Source organism: Pseudomonas simiae, assembly GCF_900111895.1.
Lineage (GTDB): Bacteria > Pseudomonadota > Gammaproteobacteria > Pseudomonadales > Pseudomonadaceae > Aquipseudomonas > Aquipseudomonas simiae.
Window position 1 is genome coordinate 578,576 of sequence record NZ_FOKB01000003.1, and the last position, 19,759, is coordinate 598,334.

Sequence of the window (19,759 nt, forward strand, 5' to 3'; positions counted from 1 at the left end):
GCCAATATCTGTAATAAGTCCTACAGACCATTCTGAATCGGTCCTACGCAAAAGCCCGAAACATTATGTCGCTAGCCAGTGTCACGACACCTGTGCAACATGGCGCGCGTGCAATCCACAAATGGGAATTCCCTTTATGAAACGTTTTCTTAGCATCGCCATGGCGTTGTGCATCGGCCTGACGATGAGCCTCGACGCCAACGCCAAACGCTTCGGTGGCGGCAAAAGTTCCGGTGCGGCACCGACTCACCAGACCAGCCAAATGGCTCCATCCGCCGGCGCCACGGGCGGTGCAGCCGCGACCGCAGGCGCAGCCGGTGCTGCCGGCGCCGCGGCCAAGGCCGGCGGTGCTTCGCGCTGGTTGGGCCCTCTGGCCGGTATCGCCGCCGGTGGCCTGCTCGCGTCCATGTTCATGGGCGGCGGCTTCCAGGGCATGCAGATCTTCGACATCCTGATCCTGGCGGTCATCGCCTTTGTGATCTTCCGCTTTATCGCCGCCCGTCGCCGCAAGCAGCAGGAGCACCTGGCTCCAGCCGGCGCGCCGATGCAGCGTGAAGTGTTCGAGCAAAAACCAGCCATGGGCTCGATCTTCGGTGGTTCTGCAGCCCCTGCTGCAGCCCGTCCGGTGATCAACGCGCCGGCCTGGTTCAACGAAGAGCGTTTTGTCGAAGCGGCCCGTAGCCACTTCCAGTCCCTGCAGCAACACTGGGACGCCAACGAAATGGACAAGATCTCCGAGTTCGTGACCCCACAGCTGCTGGAGTTCCTCAAGCGCGAACGCGCCGACCTGGGCGACGGCTTCCAGTCGACCTACATCGACGACCTGCGCGTCCAGCTGGAAGGTGTGGATGATCGCGCCGACAAGACCATCGCCACCCTGACCTTCAGCGGTGTGTCGAAGACCTCGCGTTTCGACCAGGGCGAAGTGTTCAGCGAAAGCTGGAACATGGAACGTGCCCAGGGCGACAACCAGCCTTGGCTGGTGGCCGGTATCCGCCAGAACGGCTGATCCCTGCACGCTTAGCACGCAGATACAAAAAACCCCGGACCTGTCCGGGGTTTTCTATTTCACGGTTGCACTTATAGCGAGCTACTGTATAAAACGCCCCTATAAACCGCGCCATCTAGCAAGAGGATCCCGGCCGTGGAAGAAATCATCGAACAATTGCGTGAAGCCAACGAACCGGTCCCGGTTCCTTTGGAGCTGCCTGACGAAGACCTGCTGGTGGAAATCGAGGAACAACTGTTCATCGACATTCCGTTTGTCTTCCGAGAGTTTCTGCTGACCGTCAGCGACGTGGTGTACGGCAGCCTGGAGCCGGTGACCGTCACCGACCCGCAATCCCACACCTACCTGCCAGACGTTGCCGCCAACGCCTGGGACGCCGGTGTTGATCGTAGCCTGATCCCGATCTGCCAGGACGGCGACGACTACTACTGCGTCGAAGAAGACGGCACTGTAGTGCTGTGGTCCGGCGAAGAAGAAATCGTCACCGAGGAAACCTGGGAATCGGTGTGGCACTGGGCGCGGGACGTCTGGCTGGAAAGCTGACCCCACCCCCAGGCGCTTAGTGCTCCGGCGTATCCTTGTGATTATCCAGCGTCTCCAACAAGGCGACCTGCATCCGCGTATGCACGCGGATGAACCACCGCCAGAGCACGGCCGCCACTGCCGCCGTGACCACGGCGATCAGCACCAGCAACTTGTTGGTCGGCAGAATACTGGCCGACAAGGCTGCCAATAGCAGGAAGATCACCAGCAGCGAGAGGATCGGGATCAGCTCCGCGATCACCCTTCGCACGCGCTGGGTATGCCGCCCGGCCATTTCCGGCTTCACACTCATCTCCGCCAGCAGCATCGACAGCGCCTTGAGCTTACGGTACGCCGCAATCAGAAAGGGCAGCGACAGCAACAACGCCCCACCCCAGATCAACGCCTTCTGCCAGCTGGGATCACTGATCCAGCCTTCCAGATACCCTCCGATTCGCACAGCAAAAAAGCTGCCGGCAAAGAAGATCGCCACCACCAGCGCCAGGTTCACCCCTACTTGCAGGATGATTTTGCGGATCATCGACGCCAGCATCGCGCCCTCGCCCTGAGGCTGAATGCTGCGCAGCCATTCGCCATACATGCCGAACACCCGGCTCAAACGCTTGGGCATTACCGACGCGATCTTCAATGACAGCGGGTCGGCGCCACGGATCAGGTACGGCGTGAGCAGTGTGGTAATCGCCGAAACCGCCACCGCTACGGGATAGAGGAAATCACTGGTCACCTGCAACGTCATCCCCAACGCCGCGATGATGAAGGAAAACTCACCAATTTGTGACAGCCCCATGCCCACGCGCAGTGAGGTACGGCCATCATTGCCGGCGATAAACGCACCCAGGCCGCAGGACAACATCTTGCCCAGCACCACCGCCACGGTAATCACTGCAATCGGCCAGGCATATTGCAGCAGGATCTGTGGGTCGATCATCAAGCCAATTGCCACAAAGAAGATGGCGCTGAACATGTCGCGAACCGGTTCGATCAGACGTTCGATCTTAATCAACTGGCGGGATTCGGCCATGATCGCGCCGATCAGGAACGCGCCCAGCACCATGCTGTATTCCAGCTTTACCACCAGCAGGCAGAAGCCGAAACACAGGCCCAGCACGGTGATCAGCAGCATCTCGTTACTTTCGAACTTGGCCACGTAGGCCAGCAAACGCGGCACCAGCAAAATGCCGATAACCAGCGCGACAATCATGAACAGCGAGAGCTTGCCGACCGTTGAGAACACCTCGCCGGAGCTGACCGTGCCGCTGACGGCAATGCTCGACAGCAAGGCGATGATGCCGATGCCGAGGATGTCTTCCACGATCAACACGCCAAAGATCAGCTGGGCGAAGCGCTGGTTCTTCATCTTCAGGTCATTGAGCGCCTTGACGATGATGGTGGTCGAGGAGATCGCCAGGATCGCGCCGAGGAACAGCGAGTCCATCGTGCTCCAGTCAAACCAGCGGCCGATCTCGTAGCCGATCCAGATCATCAGGATGATTTCCAGGAAGGCCGCGATAAACGCCGTGGCACCGACCTTGAACAGTTTGCGCAGGCTGAACTCCAGGCCCAGGCAGAACATCAGGAAGATCACACCCAGCTCGGCCAGGGTCTTGATAGTGTCTTCGTCGTGGATCAGGCCGAACGGAGGGGTGTGGGGGCCGATGATGAACCCGGCGACGATGTAGCCCAGCACCACCGGCTGCTTGAGGCGGTGAAACAGGATGGTGACAACCCCTGCCACCAACATGATCACGGCCAAGTCCTGGATAAAGCTGATGGCGTGCATGGCGAGGGGCTCCTTGAGGGTACAGACACTTTTCCCACTTCCGTCCACGCCGTTGAACTGTCGCAAAGTGCGGAAGGAAAAGTTTGCCTTGATCGTAAGAAATGCCCTGAGACGGGCTTTTGAAGGTTAACACCGCGACTTCCGGCAGAAAGCCGGTGCAATATATGGAAACAGATCGGTGCATGCGTGACGGCAAGCCGCCCACTGGCGTCCCGTTATGGATGGCGCTGCAAAGATTCCAGCACCCGCAGAGGTGCCCCCCCAAACCAATGCCTACAACCCGTGAGTGTGCTATGGAACCCGGAAACGCCCAGCTGTCGATGACGGTATTGATGACCCCTGATATGGCCAACTTCTCAGGTAATGTCCACGGCGGCACCCTGCTCAAGTACCTCGACGAAGTGGCCTATGCCTGCGCAAGCCGCTATGCCGGGCGCTATGTCGTGACGCTGTCGGTGGACCAGGTGATTTTCCGCGAGCCGATTCATGTCGGCGAGCTGGTGACGTTCCTCGCGTCGGTCAACTACACCGGTAACACCTCGATGGAGGTGGGCATCAAGGTGGTGACCGAGAACATCCGCGAACGCTCGGTGCGCCATACCAACAGCTGCTTCTTCACCATGGTGGCCGTAGACGACCAGCGTAAACCAGCCCCCGTGCCGCCGCTGCAACCGCACAACAGCGAAGACAAGCGCCGGTTCGTCCAGGCCCAGCAGCGCCGTCAGATCCGTCAGGAGCTGGAAAAGCGCTACCAGGAAATCAAAGGCTGACAGCGGCGAACACGATTCAAATGTGGGAGCGGGCTTGCTCGCGAATGCGGTGTGTCAGTAAATGCATCTTTGACTGATCCACCGCATTCGCGAGCAAGCCCGCTCCCACACTGGGTTCTGGGTATTTATAGACCGATCGGCGTGGCTTCAAAGCGCACACGCGGATGGGCGATGCGATCCTGGGCACGTACCAGTTCCAGTTCCCAACTGGCACAGTCTTGGGTTTCCAGCAGCACTTCGTGCACCGCAGCGGCGGTGAATTCAAAGGCGGCCAGCAGGCTGTCGCCCAACAGTACCCGCGCCAGGAACAACCCCGAGGTCAGGTCCCCCACGCCCACTGGCTGACGCGGAAACGCCAGCAGCGGCCGGCGCAGGTGCCAACTGCCTTCGGCGGTCACCAGCAGCATCTCGAAACCGTCCGGCAGCTTGCCGGGGTAATCCAAGTGCTTAACCAACACGGCCTTTGGCCCGCGCGCCAGCAACGCCTTGGCCATGGCCAGGCAATCGAACAGCGACTGCGGCTTGCGCCCGGCAAAGCTGTCCAGCTCCAGCTGGTTAGGGCACAGGAAGTCGGCCATGGCTGCGGCTTCGTCCAGTAGGAAATCGCTGACTTCCTGGGGCACGATGCAGCCTTTTTCCGGGTGGCCCATCACCGGATCGCAGAGGTAGAGCGCCTTGGGGTTGATGGACTTGATACGCGCCACACCGCTGAGAATCGCCCGGCCCTGGTCCGCACTGCCCAGGTAGCCGGACAGCACAGCGTCGCAGTTGCCCAGTTCGCCAATCGCAGCGATACCTTCCACCAGCGCCGGAATCTGCTGCGGCGCCAACACTTCGCCCGCCCATTGGCCATACTGGGTATGGTTGGAGAACTGCACCGTGTTCAACGGCCAGACGTTCACCCCGACTCGCTGCATGGGGAATACGGCGGCGCTGTTTCCGGCGTGGCCAAAGACCACATGAGACTGGATCGCAAGCAGATGAGGTGTGCGTTTCATGCGCGGGATTTCCGTAAAGCCATTGAAATTCTGGCCGCGCAGTATGCGACTAAACGCAGCCTGTACGACAGACCGGCGACACAGTTAAGCTGCTCTCACTTTGTTGGAGTCTTTCGCATGCTGACCCTGGGAAACATCTTCGTGTTGATGCTGCTGGCGACCGGTGCCGCCTGGGTGTGGCACAACCACGGCCTGCGCGAGCGGGCGCTGGAGCGGGTCAAGCAGCATTGCGCCAAGCTCGACATCGAACTGCTGGACGGCGCCGTAGCGCTCAAGCGCATAGGGCTTGTGAGGGATGCCAACGGGCGGCGGCGCCTGGCGCGCATCTACAACTTTGAATTCACCGTGACCGGCGAAACCCGCCATCCGGGAACCATCACCCAATTCGGCGCCCACAGTGCGCAGATCGAACTGGCGCCCTACCCGTTCGAGATCAAGACGCCGTTGCCCAGCGCCGAAGTGATCGAGCTGAGCCAGTGGCGTCAGGACCACGGCACCAAGAACCGTCAGTGACGGCAGGCTCTTAACGCGACCTGCAAGGCGGCCACGTCCTGTGGCTCGCTGAAAATCAACTCGATACGTGAATCGCGGCGCCACTCGCTGGCCTGCCAAGTGAGCTCGCTGTTATCCACCGCGTTGGTCGAAACCCAGCCTTCGGCGCTGTGGATAACCAATTTGGCGCGGCGCCATTCAAGGCTTGTCAGCCACTGGTGAAGACGGCGGGTGTCGAATTGCTGGCTTGGGTGCCAGCGCCAGCCGACACTCCAACCGCCTTCCTGGGCCTGGCTCAGGCAGATCGGTTGCGTGGGATCGCCCCAGATAGCCGGCATATGGGCAAGGCCTTCGGGCACTTCAACCTTATCCACAGCGGCTGAGGCCTGCGCGTTCAGGCCTGGTAACTGGTCCAAGGGTAATTGCGCCTGGCGGGTCCAGTAGAGCGGGCATTCGGGCAACTGCCGTTCGATCGCACGGCGCTGTCCCGCGTCCAACCCTTCATCCTTGTTCAATACCAGCAACCCAGCACTCGCCAGCGCCGCCTGCTGTGCGGGTGGCAACGGTTTACCCGCTGCCAGCGCCTGGGCATCCAACACCACCACACAGGGCTGGACTGACAACACCTCCTGCCATGGCGCCTGTCGCAGCTGCTTGAGCAACTGCGCCGGATGGCCCAGACCTGACGGTTCGATCAGCAGCCGGTCGGGCTTGGCCTTACGCAACAGACGACCCAGTCCTACCTGAAAAGGAGCACCATTCACGCAACACAGGCAGCCTCCGGCAACTTCGCCCAGGGCAATGCCGTCGTCATCCTGGGTGAGCAAGGCGGCGTCCAGGCCGATCTGCCCGAATTCGTTGATCAACACGGCCCAGCGCTCGTTGGCCGGACGCTGGGCGAGCAGATGCTTGATGAGGCTGGTCTTGCCGGCGCCCAAGGGCCCGGCAATCACGTGGGTGGGAATGTTCTGCAGCATGAGGGGCATCGTTCGGACCGTGTAGAGCGTTTGATCCTACGCGGTTATGCGAGCCAATCCAGTGTCAGGATCAAGCGACGTTCGTCAGCCTTGAGTGCGGGCGAACGGTGAATCAGTCCATAACCTTCATTGCCATGCCATTTGGTGCCCTTCAACAGAGCGACTTCGCCGCAATGGATCTGCTCGATACACCCGGTAGGCTCGGCATCCGGCTGGCTCAGCTGGCGGCGATCCATCACGCCTTCGCGCAACCACTGGCTGCCGACTCCGGCATAGGTGGTGATCAGCCGCACCGGCACATGATCGACGTGAAAACGTGGGCACATCGCCTTATCCAGCAACCTCAATCGCACGCCGATACGTTTGGCACCCAGCAGGCAGGCAAACGCGCTGACCAGCCACGACACATCGGCGATAAAGCCTTCGTAGCCCTCAAGGTCACGGCAACTGGACGCCAAACCCTGCAGGTTGGGCACGGCGTCTTCATTGTTGAGCTCGATCACCAGGGAATCGGCCAATGGCTCATTGAGCGCCACCAGCAAGGCGCCGAACTCGGCGATGTGCAACGGCAACCGCCGCTCCCACACAGCCAGGTTGACGCCATCTTCCAGAATGCCGGACAGCGCCAGCGGGGTGTCACCGCGTGTCTGGCGAATCACGGGGCGCAGGGAAATAGCCGGGGCCAGCATCAGGCGACGGCCTCCTCATACCAAGGGCCAAAGGGATCGACCAGCAGGCGCCAACCTTCGACGCCCAGGGCCATTTCTTCATCGGTGAGCAGGCATGCGTCCAGCTCGGCACGCAGTTGGGTGAAGTCGAGGTTTTGCCCGATAAACACCAGTTCCTGGCGGCAATCACCTGTGCTCAGTTGCCAGTTGCCCATGATCGCCGCGATGCTTTCTTCGTCCTGAGGCCACTGACTTTTAGGCACAAAGCGCCACCAGCGTCCGGCAAAACCATGGCGCATCAAACCGCCGGCCTGGGACCAGCTGCCCGCCTCCTTATGCTTGCTGGCCAACCAGAAAAAACCTTTGGAGCGCAGCAGTTTGCCGTTGACCCACGGACGGTCGATGAAGTCGAAGAAACGCTGGGGATGGAACGGCCGGCGCGCACGGTAGGCTGTGGAAGCGATGCCGTATTCCTCGGTTTCCGGCACATGCTCACCGCGCAGTTCCTGCAACCAGCCCGGGGCCTGAGCGGCGCGTTCAAAGTCGAAACGGCCGGTGTTGAGGATTTTGTTCAGCGGCACTTCGCCCATGACCATCGGAATGATTTCCGCTTGGGCGTTGAGGCGCTCAAGGATCGCCATCAACTCTTCGCGTTCGCGGCTGCTGATCAGGTCGATCTTGCTGATGAGGATCACGTCGGCGAATTCGATCTGCTCAATCAGCAGGTCAGTGATGGAGCGCTCGTCATCTTCACCGAGGGTTTCACCGCGCGAGGCCAGGCTCTCGGCAGCCTGATAGTCGAGTAGGAAATTCATGCCGTCGACCACGGTGACCATGGTATCCAGGCGCGCGATATCGGCCAGACTTTGCTCATTTTCGTCGCGAAAGGTGAAGGTTTCGGCCACGGGCAAGGGTTCTGAAATACCGGTGGACTCGATCAGCAAGTAATCGAAGCGACCTTCCTTGGCGAGTTTTCCGACTTCTTCCAGCAAGTCTTCCCGCAAGGTGCAGCAGATGCAGCCGTTGCTCATCTCCACCAGTTTTTCTTCGGCGCGGTTGAGCGTGACGTCGCGTTGGACTTCACTGCCGTCGATGTTGATTTCGCTCATGTCATTGACGATCACCGCCACTCGCAGGTTTTCGCGGTTGCGCAGGACGTAATTGAGCAGCGTGCTTTTACCGGCACCGAGAAAACCGGACAACACGGTAACGGGGAGACGATTGGGCATCAGGTATTCCTCATCAGGGTTGGCCGGTCAACTCGCCCGTCTATGGCGTTCGCGCAGCTCTTCACGTTCTTTGGCTTCAATACACAGCGTGGCGGTAGGACGCAGCAACAAGCGCTGTAGGCCGATGGGCTCGCCGGTTTCGCGGCACCAGCCGTATTCGCCGCGGGCCAGCAATTCCAGGGCGTCGTCGATCTTGTCCAGCAGCTTCTTTTCCCGTTCCAGCAGGCGCAGTTGCCATTGCCGCTGTTCTTCGGCGCTGCCAACATCGGCTGGATCACTGTTGGTTTCCTGCTCGCGCAGTACCAGGAACTCAGCGTCGATGCGTGCTTGCAATTCAGTGCGTTGGCTCAGCAGCAACTCACGGAAGAAACCTTGCTGGGCTTCATTCATGTAGTCGGCGCAAGACTGGGCCAGGAGGTCTTGTTCGGTCATGGGAGCGGTTCACGGGTCAGGCTGTTTTTCAATGTTATAGTATAACAATGCAAATAAGCCAATCCCCTCTTGCTCGCCACGACGAAGGGCGCAATGCTTCAACACTCTCCAGCCTTGAGAAACCCGATGAGATACTTGGTGTGCGCCCTGTTATTGATTGCCGCAGGACCTGCCTGCGCCCAGGCGCCAAGCCTGTTGGCCCACTGCACGCGCAGCGCCAACCTGCTCGCGTGTGTCGACCCCTTGGGCAATGCCTACAGTGTGGCGACGGTCGGCAGCACCACGTACTTGCGCGGCTACGAGGTGATCGGCAAACGCTATTGGGCACAGACCAACAGCCGCTACGGGCAGCTGACGTTCTTTACCGGGTTGGCATCGGATGGGGAAGCGTGGGTCGGCTATACACGGCGTGTGGGCTGGACCACCCTCAACCGGTTTTCCAGTTCGGGTGGCGCCAGCGCCAAATTCACCTGCAGCCGTATGACCGGCTGTTAGACCTGACCGTTCTTCTGTTCCTGTACCCACGCCATGTAGCTGTTCATGGGTGGGTTCTTCTGGAAGTATTTTTTCAGACCTTCGAACAGGCCATCGGCAACCGCCTGTTGATGACGCGCGGTGACCAGCCGCGCACTGTCCCGCGCGTTGGAAATAAACCCGGTTTCCACCAGGATCGACGGCACGTCAGGTGACTTGAGCACCGCGAAACCCGCCTGCTCCACACGCCTCTGATGCAGGCTGGTGATGCCTTCCAGGCTGCCCAGGATCGAGTTGCCCAGTTGCAGGCTGGAAGCGATAGTGGCGTTCATCGACATATCCAGGATCACCCCGGCGAGCATCGGGTCCTTGTCCTTCAGATTGAGCAGGCGGGTGGCACCGAGCAGATCGGCACCGTTTTCCCGTTGTGCCATGAAGCGCGCCGTGGCTGATGTCGCGCCCCCTTCCGACAAGGCATACACCGAAGCGCCCGACGCAGTGACCCGCGGCGCCGCATCCGCATGCACCGAGATAAACATATCGGCATTGTGCTTGTGGGCGATTTCCACGCGTTTGCGCAGCGGTACGAAGAAGTCGTCGTTGCGCACCAATTTCACGTCGAAGCCTTTCTCGCGTTTCAACCGTTTAGCCAGCAACTGAGCGATGGACAGCACCACATCTTTCTCGCGCTGCCCCTTGGAGCCGACCGCGCCCGGGTCCTTGCCGCCGTGGCCGGGGTCAACCACCACAATGATGTCGCGCTTGGGGTGGGCCTTGTCCACCAGTGGCTTGGGCTCGGCCGCAATTTGGCGCGGCGCCTGGGTGGCGCTGGTCAGGTCCAGTACCAGGCGATGCCCCTGGCCATCCTGGGGCGGCAACAGAAAGCTGTTGAGCTGCATCGGCGCTGCGAGGTCCAGCACGATGCGCGTGTCGCCTTTGCCGAAATGCCCGGAGCGAATCGAGGTGATCCCGCTGTTCTTCAGTGCCAACTGAGAGAAGTCACCACTGAGCCCGGCGCCGCTGAGGTCGATGATCAAGCGTTCCGGCGCGCTCAGGGTGAAGGTCTTGTATTGCACCGGTCCGCTGAGATCGAACACCAGCCGCAACTTTTCGTCCGAACGCCACAGGCGTGCATTGCTGATCTGCGTGGCGTGGGCGGCGAACGGTAACGTGAACAGAGGGCTGGCCAGAAGCAGGTTTAGGAGCTGACGTCTGTGCATGAAAAATACCGCAAATAAAGGAGCGTCCGTACTCGACATGACTGAAAAAAGGCTGGAGCAGAAAAACCATCGTCGACACAATCGTTATACTATAACATGTCTTTTTATTTCCAATGATGGACCTGCTCATGAATGCGCTGACTCTGCCGGATATCGCCGCGCAGGCTTCACGCCAAGCCTTGCCACTCGACTGGGTAGGCATGTGTGGCATCGCCCTGCCCATTCTCATCGACGGACAACGCCTGACTGCCACCGCGGATGCCGGCGTGAGTCTGGACGATGGCGCCGCCCGTGGCATTCATATGTCACGCCTGTACCTGGCATTGGAGATGCTCGACCAACAGCCTCTTACGCCTGCACTTCTGCGTAATGTACTGCAGCGTTTTCTCGACAGTCATGAAGGTTTATCTAACAACGCCTACCTGCGTATCCACACCGATTTGCTGCTGAAACGCCCAGCGCTGGTGAGCCCCCTGGCCGGCTGGAAAGGCTACCCGGTGAGCATCGAGGCGCGTCTGGAAAACCAGATGTTCCACGTGGAACTAAAAATTGACGTTACTTATTCCTCAACCTGTCCTTGCTCCGCTGCCCTCGCCAGGCAGTTGATTCAGCAGCAATTTCTTGAAGACTTCGCCAACACGCCTTTACAGCATGAAGACGTATTGAGCTGGCTTGGCTCCGCCAACGGCATCGTCGCGACACCCCACAGCCAGCGCAGCAGCGCGCAACTACTGATTGCATTGGACAGCGAACACCCCAGCCTGCCCATCACCGAGCTGATCGATAACGTCGAAGCTGCCCTCGGCACCGCCGTACAAACCGCCGTAAAACGGGCGGACGAACAAGCCTTCGCACTGGCCAATGGGCAGAACCTGATGTTCTGCGAAGACGCCGCCCGCCGCCTGAACCTCGCCTTGAAACGCTCGGATGCCGTCAAAGCCTTCCACCTGAAAGTGATCCACGCCGAAAGCCTGCACGCGCACGATGCCGTGGCTGAAAGCCGCTGGACGAGACACCCTGCATGATCACCTGTACCGCTTTACGCTGGGGCGCACCCGGCCAACCGCTGACGCCCGCCATCGACCTCACGCTGGAAAAAGGCAGCCTCACCGGCATCATCGGCGCCAACGGCACCGGCAAGAGCAGCCTGCTCAAAGTTATCGCCGGCCTGCAAAAACCGCTGGCGGGCAAAGTGACGGTGGACGTTCCACGCCGTGGCGGCCTGTCGTTCCTGCCCCAGCAGCAACACTTGGACCGACAGTTCCCCATTAGCCTGCAAGAGCTGGTCGCCGCCGGTTTCTGGGGCACGCAACAACGGTCACCGCAACACCGCAGCCAGCGCCTGGAAGCGGTACTCGAAGAGTGGTGCCTGAGCGGCCTGGAAAACCGTCCGTTGATGGCCTTGTCCGGAGGTGAATTGCAGCGCGCTCTGCTCGCCCGCATGAGCTTGGCGGAGGCTCCGGTTCTGCTGCTCGATGAGCCCCACGCCGCCCTCGATGAAGAAGGCCAGTCGCTGTGCTGGAAACACATCCACGCCTGGCACGACGCCGGTCGCACGCTGATCGTGGTCTGTCATGATCTCGCCGCAGTACGCCACCACACCCCGCACGTGGTGCAGATCAAAAGCACCGGCTGCGTATTCGGCCCAAGCAAAGAGCTGATCCGTCCGCAGCCACAGATGCAGGTGGCCTGATGCACTTCGCCGCCCACCTGTGGATGCCCTTCGTCGACTTCGTCTTCATGCGCCGCGCCCTCATCGGTGGACTGGTGCTCGCCTGCAGCACCGCGCCACTGGGGGTATTCCTGATCCTGCGGCGCATGAGCCTGATCGGTGACGCCGTCGCCCACGGCATTCTGCCCGGCGCCGCCCTCGGCTTCTGGTTCGCCGGCCTCAGCCTGCCCGCCCTGACCATCGGCGGCCTCGGCGCGGGCCTAAGCATGGCCGGCTTGTCCGCCTGGATCACCCGCCGCACCGGCCTGCGCGAAGACGCCAGCCTCGCCGCTATCTACCCCATCTCCCTTGCCGCCGGCGTGCTGATCCTCGGCCTCGCCGGCAAACGCCTGGACCTGCTGCACCTGCTGTTTGGCTCCGCCCTGGCCGTGGACGGAACCACCCTCACCGGCATGCTTTGGGTTTCCAGCTTCAGCCTGATCGCCATGGCCGTGATCTACAAACCCCTGCTGCTGGACACCCTGGACCCGCTGTTCCTGCAGACCGTCAGCCGCCTTGGCCCGTTGGCCCATGGCTTGTTCCTGACCTTGGTGGTGCTGAACCTGGTGATTGGCTTCCAGGCCATCGGCGCCTTGATGGTGGTGGGCTTGATGATGTTACCGGCCATCGCTTCACGCTTCTGGAGCCGGCGCCTGCCGGTGTTGATCGCGGTATCGGCAGTGCTGGGATGCCTGTCGGTGTGGTTGGGTTTGCTGCTGTCGTTCTACTACTCGTTGCCCAGCGGCCCGGCCATCGTGCTGGTGGCTGGCGCCGGGTACCTGCTGTCCGTGGTCTTCGGTCCGGTGCACGGTTTGCTGCGCCGCCCACCCTTGCTGTCATCCCAATGAGGTGTTTCCCGATGCGCGCCCTACTCGTGCTGTTCAGTCTCGTCCTGTCGTTGTCGACGGCCCAGGCCGCAGACAAGCTTCAGGTGGTTACCAGCTTCAGTATCCTTGATGACATCACCCACCAGATCGGTGGCGATCACATCCAGATCAGCAACATGGTCGGCCCTGACGCCGACGCTCATACCTACGAACCCACCCCCGACGATGCCAAGGCGTTGCTCAAGGCCAAGGTGATCATCAAGAATGGCTTGGGCTTCGAACCCTGGCTGGACCGCCTGGTGACCAGCACCGAAACCAAAGCCACGGTGGTAACCGCCAGCAAGGGCGTGATCTCCCACACCATGGAAGAGGACGGCGAGACCATCCCTGACCCGCACGCCTGGCACAACCTGGCCAACGCCGAAATCTACGTGAACAACATCACCAAGGCGCTGATCGCTGCTGACCCGGCCAACAAAGCCGACTACCAACAGAACAGCCAAACCTACCTGAAAGAAATCTATCGCCTGCTGGCCGAAGCCAAGACCAAGTTCGGCGCACTGCCCGCCGGCAACCGACGCATCGTCACCTCCCACGACGCCTTCGGTTACCTGGGCCAAGCCTATGGCATCGAGTTCCTGGCGCCCCAGGGCCTGTCCACCGAGCGCGAGCCGTCCGCTGCCGAAGTGGCAGCGCTGATCACCCAGATCCGTAAAGACAAAGTCAAAGCCGTGTTCATGGAAAACATCAAAGATTCGCGCTTGCTCAAGCAGATCGCTGACGAAAGCGGCGCGCAGATCGGCGGCACGCTGTACTCCGATGCCCTCGCCGCAGAAGGCCCGGCCAGCACCTTTACCGGTCTGTTCGAATACAACCTCAACACTCTGTGCACGGCCCTGAGCAAACCATGACTTTGAGCATGCTCGACCTGGAAGGGGCTGCCGTCGGTAGCCGCTTTCCACTCGAACCCGTGCTCGACGCCTTGCCGTGGAACCGCGATGGCCTGATCGCCGCCATCGCCCAGCAACACGGCAGTGGCGAGGTATTGATGCTGGCCTGGATGAACCGCCAGGCCCTCAAGGAAACCTTGGACACCGGGCAAGTCTGCTACTGGTCGCGCTCACGCCATCAGTTGTGGCGCAAGGGCGAAAGCTCCGGGCACTGGCAACAGTTGGTGGAAGCACGCCTGGATTGCGACGGCGACGCGGTGCTGCTGATCGTCGACCAGCAAGGCCCGGCGTGCCACACCGGACGGCCCACCTGCTTCTACAACGCCATCGACGGCGACTACGTTCACATCATTACGGAGCCCCTCGCATGATCCGCAAAAATCCGTCCGGCGATCTGCCCGTGATTGCCGAATCGGCCTACGTCGACAAGACCGCCATCATCTGCGGAAAAGTCATCATTGGCGAAAACGTTTTCGTCGGGCCCTACGCTGTGATCCGTGCCGACGAAGTCGACGCCAGCGGTGGTATGGACCCGATCGTCATCGGCGCCAACTCCAATATCCAGGACGGCGTGGTCATCCACTCCAAGTCCGGCGCGGCGGTGACGATCGGCGAGTTCACGTCCATTGCACACCGTTCCATCGTCCACGGCCCCTGCACCGTCGGCGACCGTGTGTTTATCGGTTTCAACAGCGTGTTGTTCAACTGCGCCGTGGGCGACGGCTGCGTGGTGCGCCACAACTCGGTGGTCGACGGCCGCGACTTGCCCGCCGCGTTCTATGTGCCCTCCACGACCCGCATCGGGCCACACACCGACCTCTCGCAGTTCCCCCCCGTGAGCGTCAGCGCCTCGGAATTTTCCGAAGACGTGGCACGCACCAACGTTGATTTGGTGCGCGGCTACAAAGCCCTGCAAAACGAGTTCTGAACCATGAGCCGCCTGCTGATCCGCAACGCCCGCCTGGTGAACGAAGGCCAGGAATTCGACGCCGATGTGCTGGTCGCCAATGGCCGTATCGAGAAAATTGCCAGCAGCCTGCAAGGCTACAACGAGCCCGTGGAAATCGACGCTCAAGGCCAATGGCTGCTACCCGGAATGATCGATGACCAAGTGCACTTTCGCGAACCTGGCGCGCCGGAAAAAGGCAGTTTCTACAGCGAATCCAGGGCAGCGGTAGCCGGTGGTATCACCAGCTTCATGGACATGCCCAACACCCATCCCGCCACCCTTGACCTGGATGCCCTGACCGACAAGAAACGCCGCGCCGCCCTGCACTCGGTAGCCAACTATGGTTTTCACTTCGGCGTAAGCAACGACAACCTCGACACCGTCGCCGCCCTCGACCCGCGCGAGGTGGCCGGGGTCAAAGTGTTCATGGGCGCTTCGACCGGCAATATGTTGGTCGACGATCCGCGGATCCTGGAACGCCTGTTTGCCGAGGTTCCCACGATTCTGCTGGCCCATTGCGAACACACACCAAGCATCCAGGCCAATGAAGCGCGGCTGCGTGAGCGTTTCGGCGAGCATATCCCCGCCGTCGCGCACCCGCTGATCCGCGATGCCGAGGCATGCTTCCGCTCTTCATCCTTTGCGGTGGAATTGGCCAAGCGCCACGGCACCCGCCTGCATGTGCTGCACCTGACCAGCGCACGCGAGCTGGCGCTGTTCGAAGACAAACCCTTGAGCAAAAAACGCATCACCGCCGAAGTCTGCCTGCACCACTTGATGTTCGATGATCGCGACTACCACCGCCTCGGCCATCAGATCAAATGCAACCCGGCGATCAAGACCCGCGCCGACCGCGACGCCTTGCGTCAAGCCTTGTTGAGTGATCGTCTGGACGTGATTGGCAGTGACCATGCGCCGCATACGTGGGCACAAAAACAGTTGCGTTATCGCGAGGCGCCGTCGGGATTACCCCTGGTGCAGCACGCGCTGCCGGCGTTGTTGGAGTTGGTGGCCGACGAGCTGCTGCCGCTGACCACCCTGGTGGCGAAAACCAGTCACCGTGTGGCCGACTTGTTCGCCATCCCGGATCGCGGCTACCTACGTGAGGGTTATTGGGCCGACCTGGTGTTAATCAAACCGGAGCCCGAAGGCAAACCCGTCAGCAGCCAGCCGATCCTGGCCCGCTGCGGTTGGACGCCCTTCGCCGAACGCAGCTTTCGCCACAGCGTCAGCACCACCCTGGTTTCCGGCCACTTGGCCTGGCACAACGGTCAGGTCGTCGACAGTTGCCAGGGTCTGCCTCTGCACTTTGAGCGCTGACCCCACGCACACCTGTAGGCGCAAGCTCGCGCCTACAGAGGGGGAAGTCAGGCGCGAGGCTTGACCGTTCCGCAATCGTTGCCCAGCCACTGGGCATGGCTGTCCAGGCTGCCCTTCTGCTGAATGCCAGTGGCATTGAAGGTGCCGTTGACGGTGGTGCTGAATTCTTTCTGGCTTTGGAAGGTAGCGACGCCAGTGCCCTGGGCTTTCGGGCAACTGAAGCGGAATTTCCACTGATTGCCGGTCTTGTCGGTCACTTCCTGTTTGCAGCCCGATTGTGGGTCGGTCAGCGGGATCGAATCGGAGGCGACTTGAGCTGGGGTCAGGCACACCTGCACGCCTTTACCGGCCATGGTGATGCCTTGTTTTTCCAGCATGGCGCGCTGTTCCGGGGTCATCTGTTGCTTAAGCTGACCGAGGATCAGCGACAGGTCCGGCAGGTCCTGGTTATCGACTTTCATATTGCTGGTGGTCAGTTCCCACAAGCCCGGCGCCAGCATCTGCGCCTGCGCCGCCACCGGCAGCGACAAACCAATCATCATGGCCAAAGACAGCAGACGAGCATTCATCGGGTAACTCCTGGGTAATGTTGGGCGTTAGACGCCGCAAAGGTGCCAGGGTTGCACGGCAAATAAAATAGCGACATTCCTGACCAGACATGGTCTGTTAGGCACTTGGATTGCCTGGAGTAACGTCGTCCATGGATTTTTTTGGCCCGCACCTGCTCGCCTACTTCATCGCCACACTGCATTTTCTCGGGACCCTCGCCGCGATTCACGCGGTGCTGACCGTCAGGACCGCCCAAGGCTCGATCGCCTGGGCATTGTCGCTGATGTTCATGCCCTACCTCACGCTGATCCCGTACCTGATCTTCGGCCGGAGCACGTTCGACGCCTACATCCAGGCCCGTCGCCAGGCCAACCAGGAAATGCACACCGCCATTGCCGAGCTGAACTGGCGCCCATGGGTCGAAGAAGCCCTGGCCGCCCGTAACTCCAGCGCCTATGCCTCGCTGCGCGCCATGCCCAAGCTGGGCCGCATGCCGTGCCTGGCCAACAATGAAGTGCGTTTGCTGATCAATGGCGACGCCACCTTCGGCGCGATCTTCGAGGCGATTCGCAACGCCAGGACGGCGGTGTTGTTCCAGTTTTTCATCATTCATGACGACGACCTTGGCCGACAGTTGCACGTCCTATTGAAGGAAAAGGCCGCAGAGGGTGTCGCCATTTACGTGCTGTATGACCGTATCGGCAGCCACGCCCTGCCCCATCGTTATGTGCAATCCCTGCGCGACGCCGGAGTCAACGTGAAAGCCTTCGCCACCCGCAGCGGCTGGCTCAATCGCTTTCAGGTCAACTTCCGCAACCACCGCAAGATCGTGGTGGTGGATGGCATCACCGGGTTTGTCGGCGGGCATAACGTCGGCGATGAATACCTGGGCAAGCAACCACCGCTGGCACCGTGGCGCGATACCCATGTGCAGGTGATCGGCCCGGTGGTGGCGTGCTTGCAGGAATCGTTTGCCGAAGACTGGTTCTGGGCTGCGCGAGAACTGCCGCCACTGATATTGCCGGACGCCTACCCCGAAGACGGCGTGCTCTGCCAATTGCTCGCCAGCGGTCCAGCCGACCCCTATGAAACCTGCTCACTGTTTTTCGTCGAAGCCATCCATGCAGCGACTGAGCGCGTATGGATCACCAGCCCCTACTTCATCCCCGACGAAGCGGTGTTTTCCGCCCTGCGCCTGGCAGTGCTGCGGGGTGTCGATGTGCGCCTTCTGCTGCCCTCACGGCCTGATCACCGCATCGTCTACGCCGCGTCCAGCCTTTACGCGATCGAAGCTGTGCGAGCTGGCGTGCGGGTGTTCCGCTATACCCCAGGCTTCCTGCATCAGAAGGTGGTGTTGGTTGACAACGAAATCAGCGCCATCGGCAGTGCGAACATGGACAACCGTTCGTTCAGGCTGAATTTCGAAGTGATGTTGCTGACGGTCGACGAGGCCTTCGCCAAGGAAGTCGAACACATGCTGCTGGACGACTTCTCCCTGGCCCATGAAGTCAGCCAGGCAGAAAGCCGCGAAACCCGCCGCCTTCAACAACTGGGCATGCGGGTTGCGCGGCTGATTTCACCGATTTTGTAACCCACTCAACGGTAGATATCTTCCCGTGTCCAAGGCAGGTCATGGCTGCCATCGGCATGGGGTTTCACCGCCAGAATCTGGTGCAGGTTGATCCAGCCCCGCGCAAACGCATACGCACAACCCGCCAGGTACAGCCGCCAGATGCGCAACGCTTGCTCCGGCACCATTTTCGCCGCCGCTTCAAGGTTGTCTTCCAGGCGCTCGCTCCAATGGTCCAAGGTGCGCGCGTAGTGCAGGCGCAGGCTTTCGACGTCGACCACTTCCAGCCCGACTTCGCTGATCTCGGCCGTCATCATCGCCAAATGCGGCAGTTCGCCGTTGGGGAACACGTAACGCTCGATGAACTCCCCGGCGCCGCGCCCTACAGGACGACCGTCGGTGTGCTTGGCGGTAATGCCGTGGTTCATCACCAGGCCGCCTTCGCGCACCGCGCCGAACAGGATCTTGCAGTACTCCGCCAGGTTGGCGTGGCCGACGTGTTCGAACATACCCACGCTGACCACTTTGTCGAAACGGCCGTCTTGCGGCAGGTCACGGTAGTCGAGCAATTGCAGGTCCACCTGTTCTTCCAGGCCTTCGGCTTTGACCCGTTCCCGCGCCAGCGCCAACTGCTCCCGGCTCAGGGTGATGCCAAACACCTTGACCCCGAATTCCCGCGCAGCAAACCGCGCCAGCCCGCCCCAGCCACAGCCGACATCGAGCAAGTACTCACCTGGCTGCAACCGCAACTTGCGGCACAGGTGGCGGAATTTGTCTTGTTGGGCCTGATCGATGGATTCGCTGCCGGTTTCGAAATAACCGCAGGAGTACGCCATGTCCTGGTCCAGCCACAGCTGGTAGAACTCATTGGACAGGTCGTAATGGTAGGAAATAGCCGCTGCGTCAGTGGCCTTGTCGTGGATCGAGCGCACCGGACGACTCCCCTCGTCGTCTGCGATCAGGGCGTGACTCAATTCATCACAAACCCGGATGACCTCGGAGATGGAGCCTTCCAGCTCCAACTTTCCCTCGACGAAGGCTTCGCCCAGTGAATCGAGCGTTGGATGGGACAGCTGGGTCACGACCGTGGGGTCCTTCACCACGATGGTCACACTGGGCTCGGGGCCCAAGTTGAATTCATGGCCGTCCCAGAGTCGAAGACGCAGCGGTAGCTGAAGATTCTGTAAGGCCGGTGGAAGTTGCGCGAGCATGGATGATCCCCCCTTGTTTCAGACGTCTGCTGAGAGGTTAGACCATCCGAAGACAAAGTAGGAGGCTATCGATTTGATAG

Annotated in this window: 22 protein-coding genes; 13 read left to right on the forward strand and 9 right to left on the reverse strand. The window is 60.8% G+C overall.

Annotated features, from left to right (window positions below; translation table 11 throughout):
* Positions 1-136 precede the first annotated feature (136 nt).
* A complete protein-coding gene (locus tag BMZ57_RS12700; protein WP_010207623.1) occupies positions 137-1,009 on the forward strand; it encodes a Tim44 domain-containing protein in 873 nt (290 codons plus the stop codon).
* 135 nt (positions 1,010-1,144) lie between these two features.
* Positions 1,145-1,552, forward strand: coding sequence for an SMI1/KNR4 family protein (locus BMZ57_RS12705; RefSeq protein WP_010207624.1), 408 nt, complete (start codon positions 1,145-1,147; stop codon positions 1,550-1,552).
* A 16-nt stretch (positions 1,553-1,568) separates the two neighbouring features.
* Here the strand turns inward: BMZ57_RS12705 and BMZ57_RS12710 are convergent, their stop codons facing one another.
* Complete coding sequence (locus tag BMZ57_RS12710; RefSeq protein ID WP_010207625.1) at positions 1,569-3,332, reverse strand: cation:proton antiporter; 1,764 nt, start codon at positions 3,330-3,332, stop codon at positions 1,569-1,571.
* Positions 3,333-3,625: 293 nt separating this feature from the next.
* Between BMZ57_RS12710 and BMZ57_RS12715 the strand changes: the two genes are divergently transcribed.
* Entirely contained in the window at positions 3,626-4,102 is a 477-nt protein-coding gene (locus BMZ57_RS12715) for an acyl-CoA thioesterase (protein WP_010207626.1), read from the forward strand.
* Between the two features lie 125 nt (positions 4,103-4,227).
* Here BMZ57_RS12715 and pdxY read toward each other — a convergent pair whose 3' ends face one another.
* Positions 4,228-5,100, reverse strand: coding sequence for a pyridoxal kinase PdxY (gene pdxY / locus BMZ57_RS12720; RefSeq protein WP_069672971.1), 873 nt, complete (start codon positions 5,098-5,100; stop codon positions 4,228-4,230).
* 117 nt (positions 5,101-5,217) lie between these two features.
* On the opposite strand from pdxY, the gene BMZ57_RS12725 reads away from it, so the two are divergent.
* Complete coding sequence (locus BMZ57_RS12725) at positions 5,218-5,613, forward strand: DUF3301 domain-containing protein (RefSeq protein WP_010207629.1); 396 nt, start codon at positions 5,218-5,220, stop codon at positions 5,611-5,613.
* Here the strand turns inward: BMZ57_RS12725 and BMZ57_RS12730 are convergent.
* The 4 genes from BMZ57_RS12730 to dksA are packed head-to-tail and all read right to left on the reverse strand — an operon-like array spanning position 5,607 to position 8,898.
* Positions 5,607-6,569 (reverse strand): CobW family GTP-binding protein, encoded by a 963-nt coding sequence (locus BMZ57_RS12730; RefSeq protein WP_047542416.1) that lies wholly within the window; start codon positions 6,567-6,569, stop codon positions 5,607-5,609. The genes BMZ57_RS12725 and BMZ57_RS12730 overlap by 7 nt on opposite strands.
* A 44-nt stretch (positions 6,570-6,613) precedes the next feature.
* Positions 6,614-7,258, reverse strand: a complete 645-nt coding sequence (locus BMZ57_RS12735) for a DUF1826 domain-containing protein (RefSeq protein ID WP_069672972.1) — start codon at positions 7,256-7,258, stop codon at positions 6,614-6,616.
* On the reverse strand, positions 7,258-8,466 hold the full coding sequence (zigA, locus tag BMZ57_RS12740; protein WP_010207635.1) for a zinc metallochaperone GTPase ZigA: 1,209 nt from the start codon (positions 8,464-8,466) through the stop codon (positions 7,258-7,260). Before zigA ends, BMZ57_RS12735 begins: the two co-directional genes overlap by 1 nt.
* Positions 8,467-8,493: 27 nt before the next feature.
* Positions 8,494-8,898, reverse strand: coding sequence for an RNA polymerase-binding protein DksA (gene dksA / locus BMZ57_RS12745; protein WP_010207636.1), 405 nt, complete (start codon positions 8,896-8,898; stop codon positions 8,494-8,496).
* 126 nt (positions 8,899-9,024) lie between these two features.
* Between dksA and BMZ57_RS12750 the strand changes: the two genes are divergently transcribed.
* Positions 9,025-9,393, forward strand: coding sequence for a hypothetical protein (locus BMZ57_RS12750; RefSeq protein ID WP_010207637.1), 369 nt, complete (start codon positions 9,025-9,027; stop codon positions 9,391-9,393).
* On the opposite strand, the gene BMZ57_RS12755 is transcribed toward BMZ57_RS12750, so the two are convergent.
* The gene (locus tag BMZ57_RS12755) at positions 9,390-10,592 is read right to left on the reverse strand and encodes an N-acetylmuramoyl-L-alanine amidase (RefSeq protein ID WP_010207638.1); all 1,203 of its coding nucleotides are present in this window, start codon (positions 10,590-10,592) and stop codon (positions 9,390-9,392) included. The two genes, BMZ57_RS12750 and BMZ57_RS12755, sit on opposite strands and share 4 nt — an antisense overlap.
* A gap of 128 nt (positions 10,593-10,720) precedes the next feature.
* On the opposite strand from BMZ57_RS12755, the gene folE2 reads away from it, so the two are divergent.
* From folE2 to BMZ57_RS12790, 7 genes are read left to right on the forward strand one after another with little or no spacing between them, the layout of a single operon-like run.
* Complete coding sequence (folE2, locus tag BMZ57_RS12760; protein ID WP_042571091.1) at positions 10,721-11,617, forward strand: GTP cyclohydrolase FolE2; 897 nt, start codon at positions 10,721-10,723, stop codon at positions 11,615-11,617.
* Positions 11,614-12,285, forward strand: coding sequence for a metal ABC transporter ATP-binding protein (locus BMZ57_RS12765; protein WP_042571092.1), 672 nt, complete (start codon positions 11,614-11,616; stop codon positions 12,283-12,285). The genes folE2 and BMZ57_RS12765 overlap by 4 nt, the downstream gene beginning before the upstream one ends.
* Positions 12,285-13,151: a metal ABC transporter permease gene (locus BMZ57_RS12770; RefSeq protein ID WP_010207641.1), complete on the forward strand. Its 867-nt coding sequence runs from the start codon at positions 12,285-12,287 to the stop codon at positions 13,149-13,151. The genes BMZ57_RS12765 and BMZ57_RS12770 overlap by 1 nt, the downstream gene beginning before the upstream one ends.
* A gap of 11 nt (positions 13,152-13,162) precedes the next feature.
* Positions 13,163-14,041 (forward strand): metal ABC transporter substrate-binding protein, encoded by an 879-nt coding sequence (locus tag BMZ57_RS12775; protein WP_021491456.1) that lies wholly within the window; start codon positions 13,163-13,165, stop codon positions 14,039-14,041.
* Entirely contained in the window at positions 14,038-14,451 is a 414-nt protein-coding gene (gene hisI / locus BMZ57_RS12780; RefSeq protein WP_069672973.1) for a phosphoribosyl-AMP cyclohydrolase, read from the forward strand. Before BMZ57_RS12775 ends, hisI begins: the two co-directional genes overlap by 4 nt.
* On the forward strand, positions 14,448-15,008 hold the full coding sequence (locus tag BMZ57_RS12785; protein ID WP_010207647.1) for a gamma carbonic anhydrase family protein: 561 nt from the start codon (positions 14,448-14,450) through the stop codon (positions 15,006-15,008). Before hisI ends, BMZ57_RS12785 begins: the two co-directional genes overlap by 4 nt.
* Positions 15,009-15,011: 3 nt before the next feature.
* The gene (locus BMZ57_RS12790; protein WP_069672974.1) at positions 15,012-16,349 is read left to right on the forward strand and encodes a dihydroorotase; all 1,338 of its coding nucleotides are present in this window, start codon (positions 15,012-15,014) and stop codon (positions 16,347-16,349) included.
* A gap of 47 nt (positions 16,350-16,396) precedes the next feature.
* Here BMZ57_RS12790 and BMZ57_RS12795 read toward each other — a convergent pair whose 3' ends face one another.
* Positions 16,397-16,918 carry a DUF3617 domain-containing protein gene (locus BMZ57_RS12795; RefSeq protein WP_010207650.1) on the reverse strand — a complete coding sequence of 174 codons (522 nt, stop codon included), beginning with the start codon at positions 16,916-16,918 and terminating at the stop codon, positions 16,397-16,399.
* Between the two features lie 131 nt (positions 16,919-17,049).
* Here BMZ57_RS12795 and cls point away from each other — a divergent pair, with 131 nt between their 5' ends.
* The gene (gene cls / locus BMZ57_RS12800; protein ID WP_044288081.1) at positions 17,050-18,489 is read left to right on the forward strand and encodes a cardiolipin synthase; all 1,440 of its coding nucleotides are present in this window, start codon (positions 17,050-17,052) and stop codon (positions 18,487-18,489) included.
* Positions 18,490-18,494: 5 nt separating this feature from the next.
* Here the strand turns inward: cls and cfaB are convergent, their stop codons facing one another.
* Entirely contained in the window at positions 18,495-19,679 is a 1,185-nt protein-coding gene (gene cfaB / locus BMZ57_RS12805) for a C17 cyclopropane fatty acid synthase CfaB (RefSeq protein ID WP_042571095.1), read from the reverse strand.
* Positions 19,680-19,759: the final 80 nt, after the last annotated feature.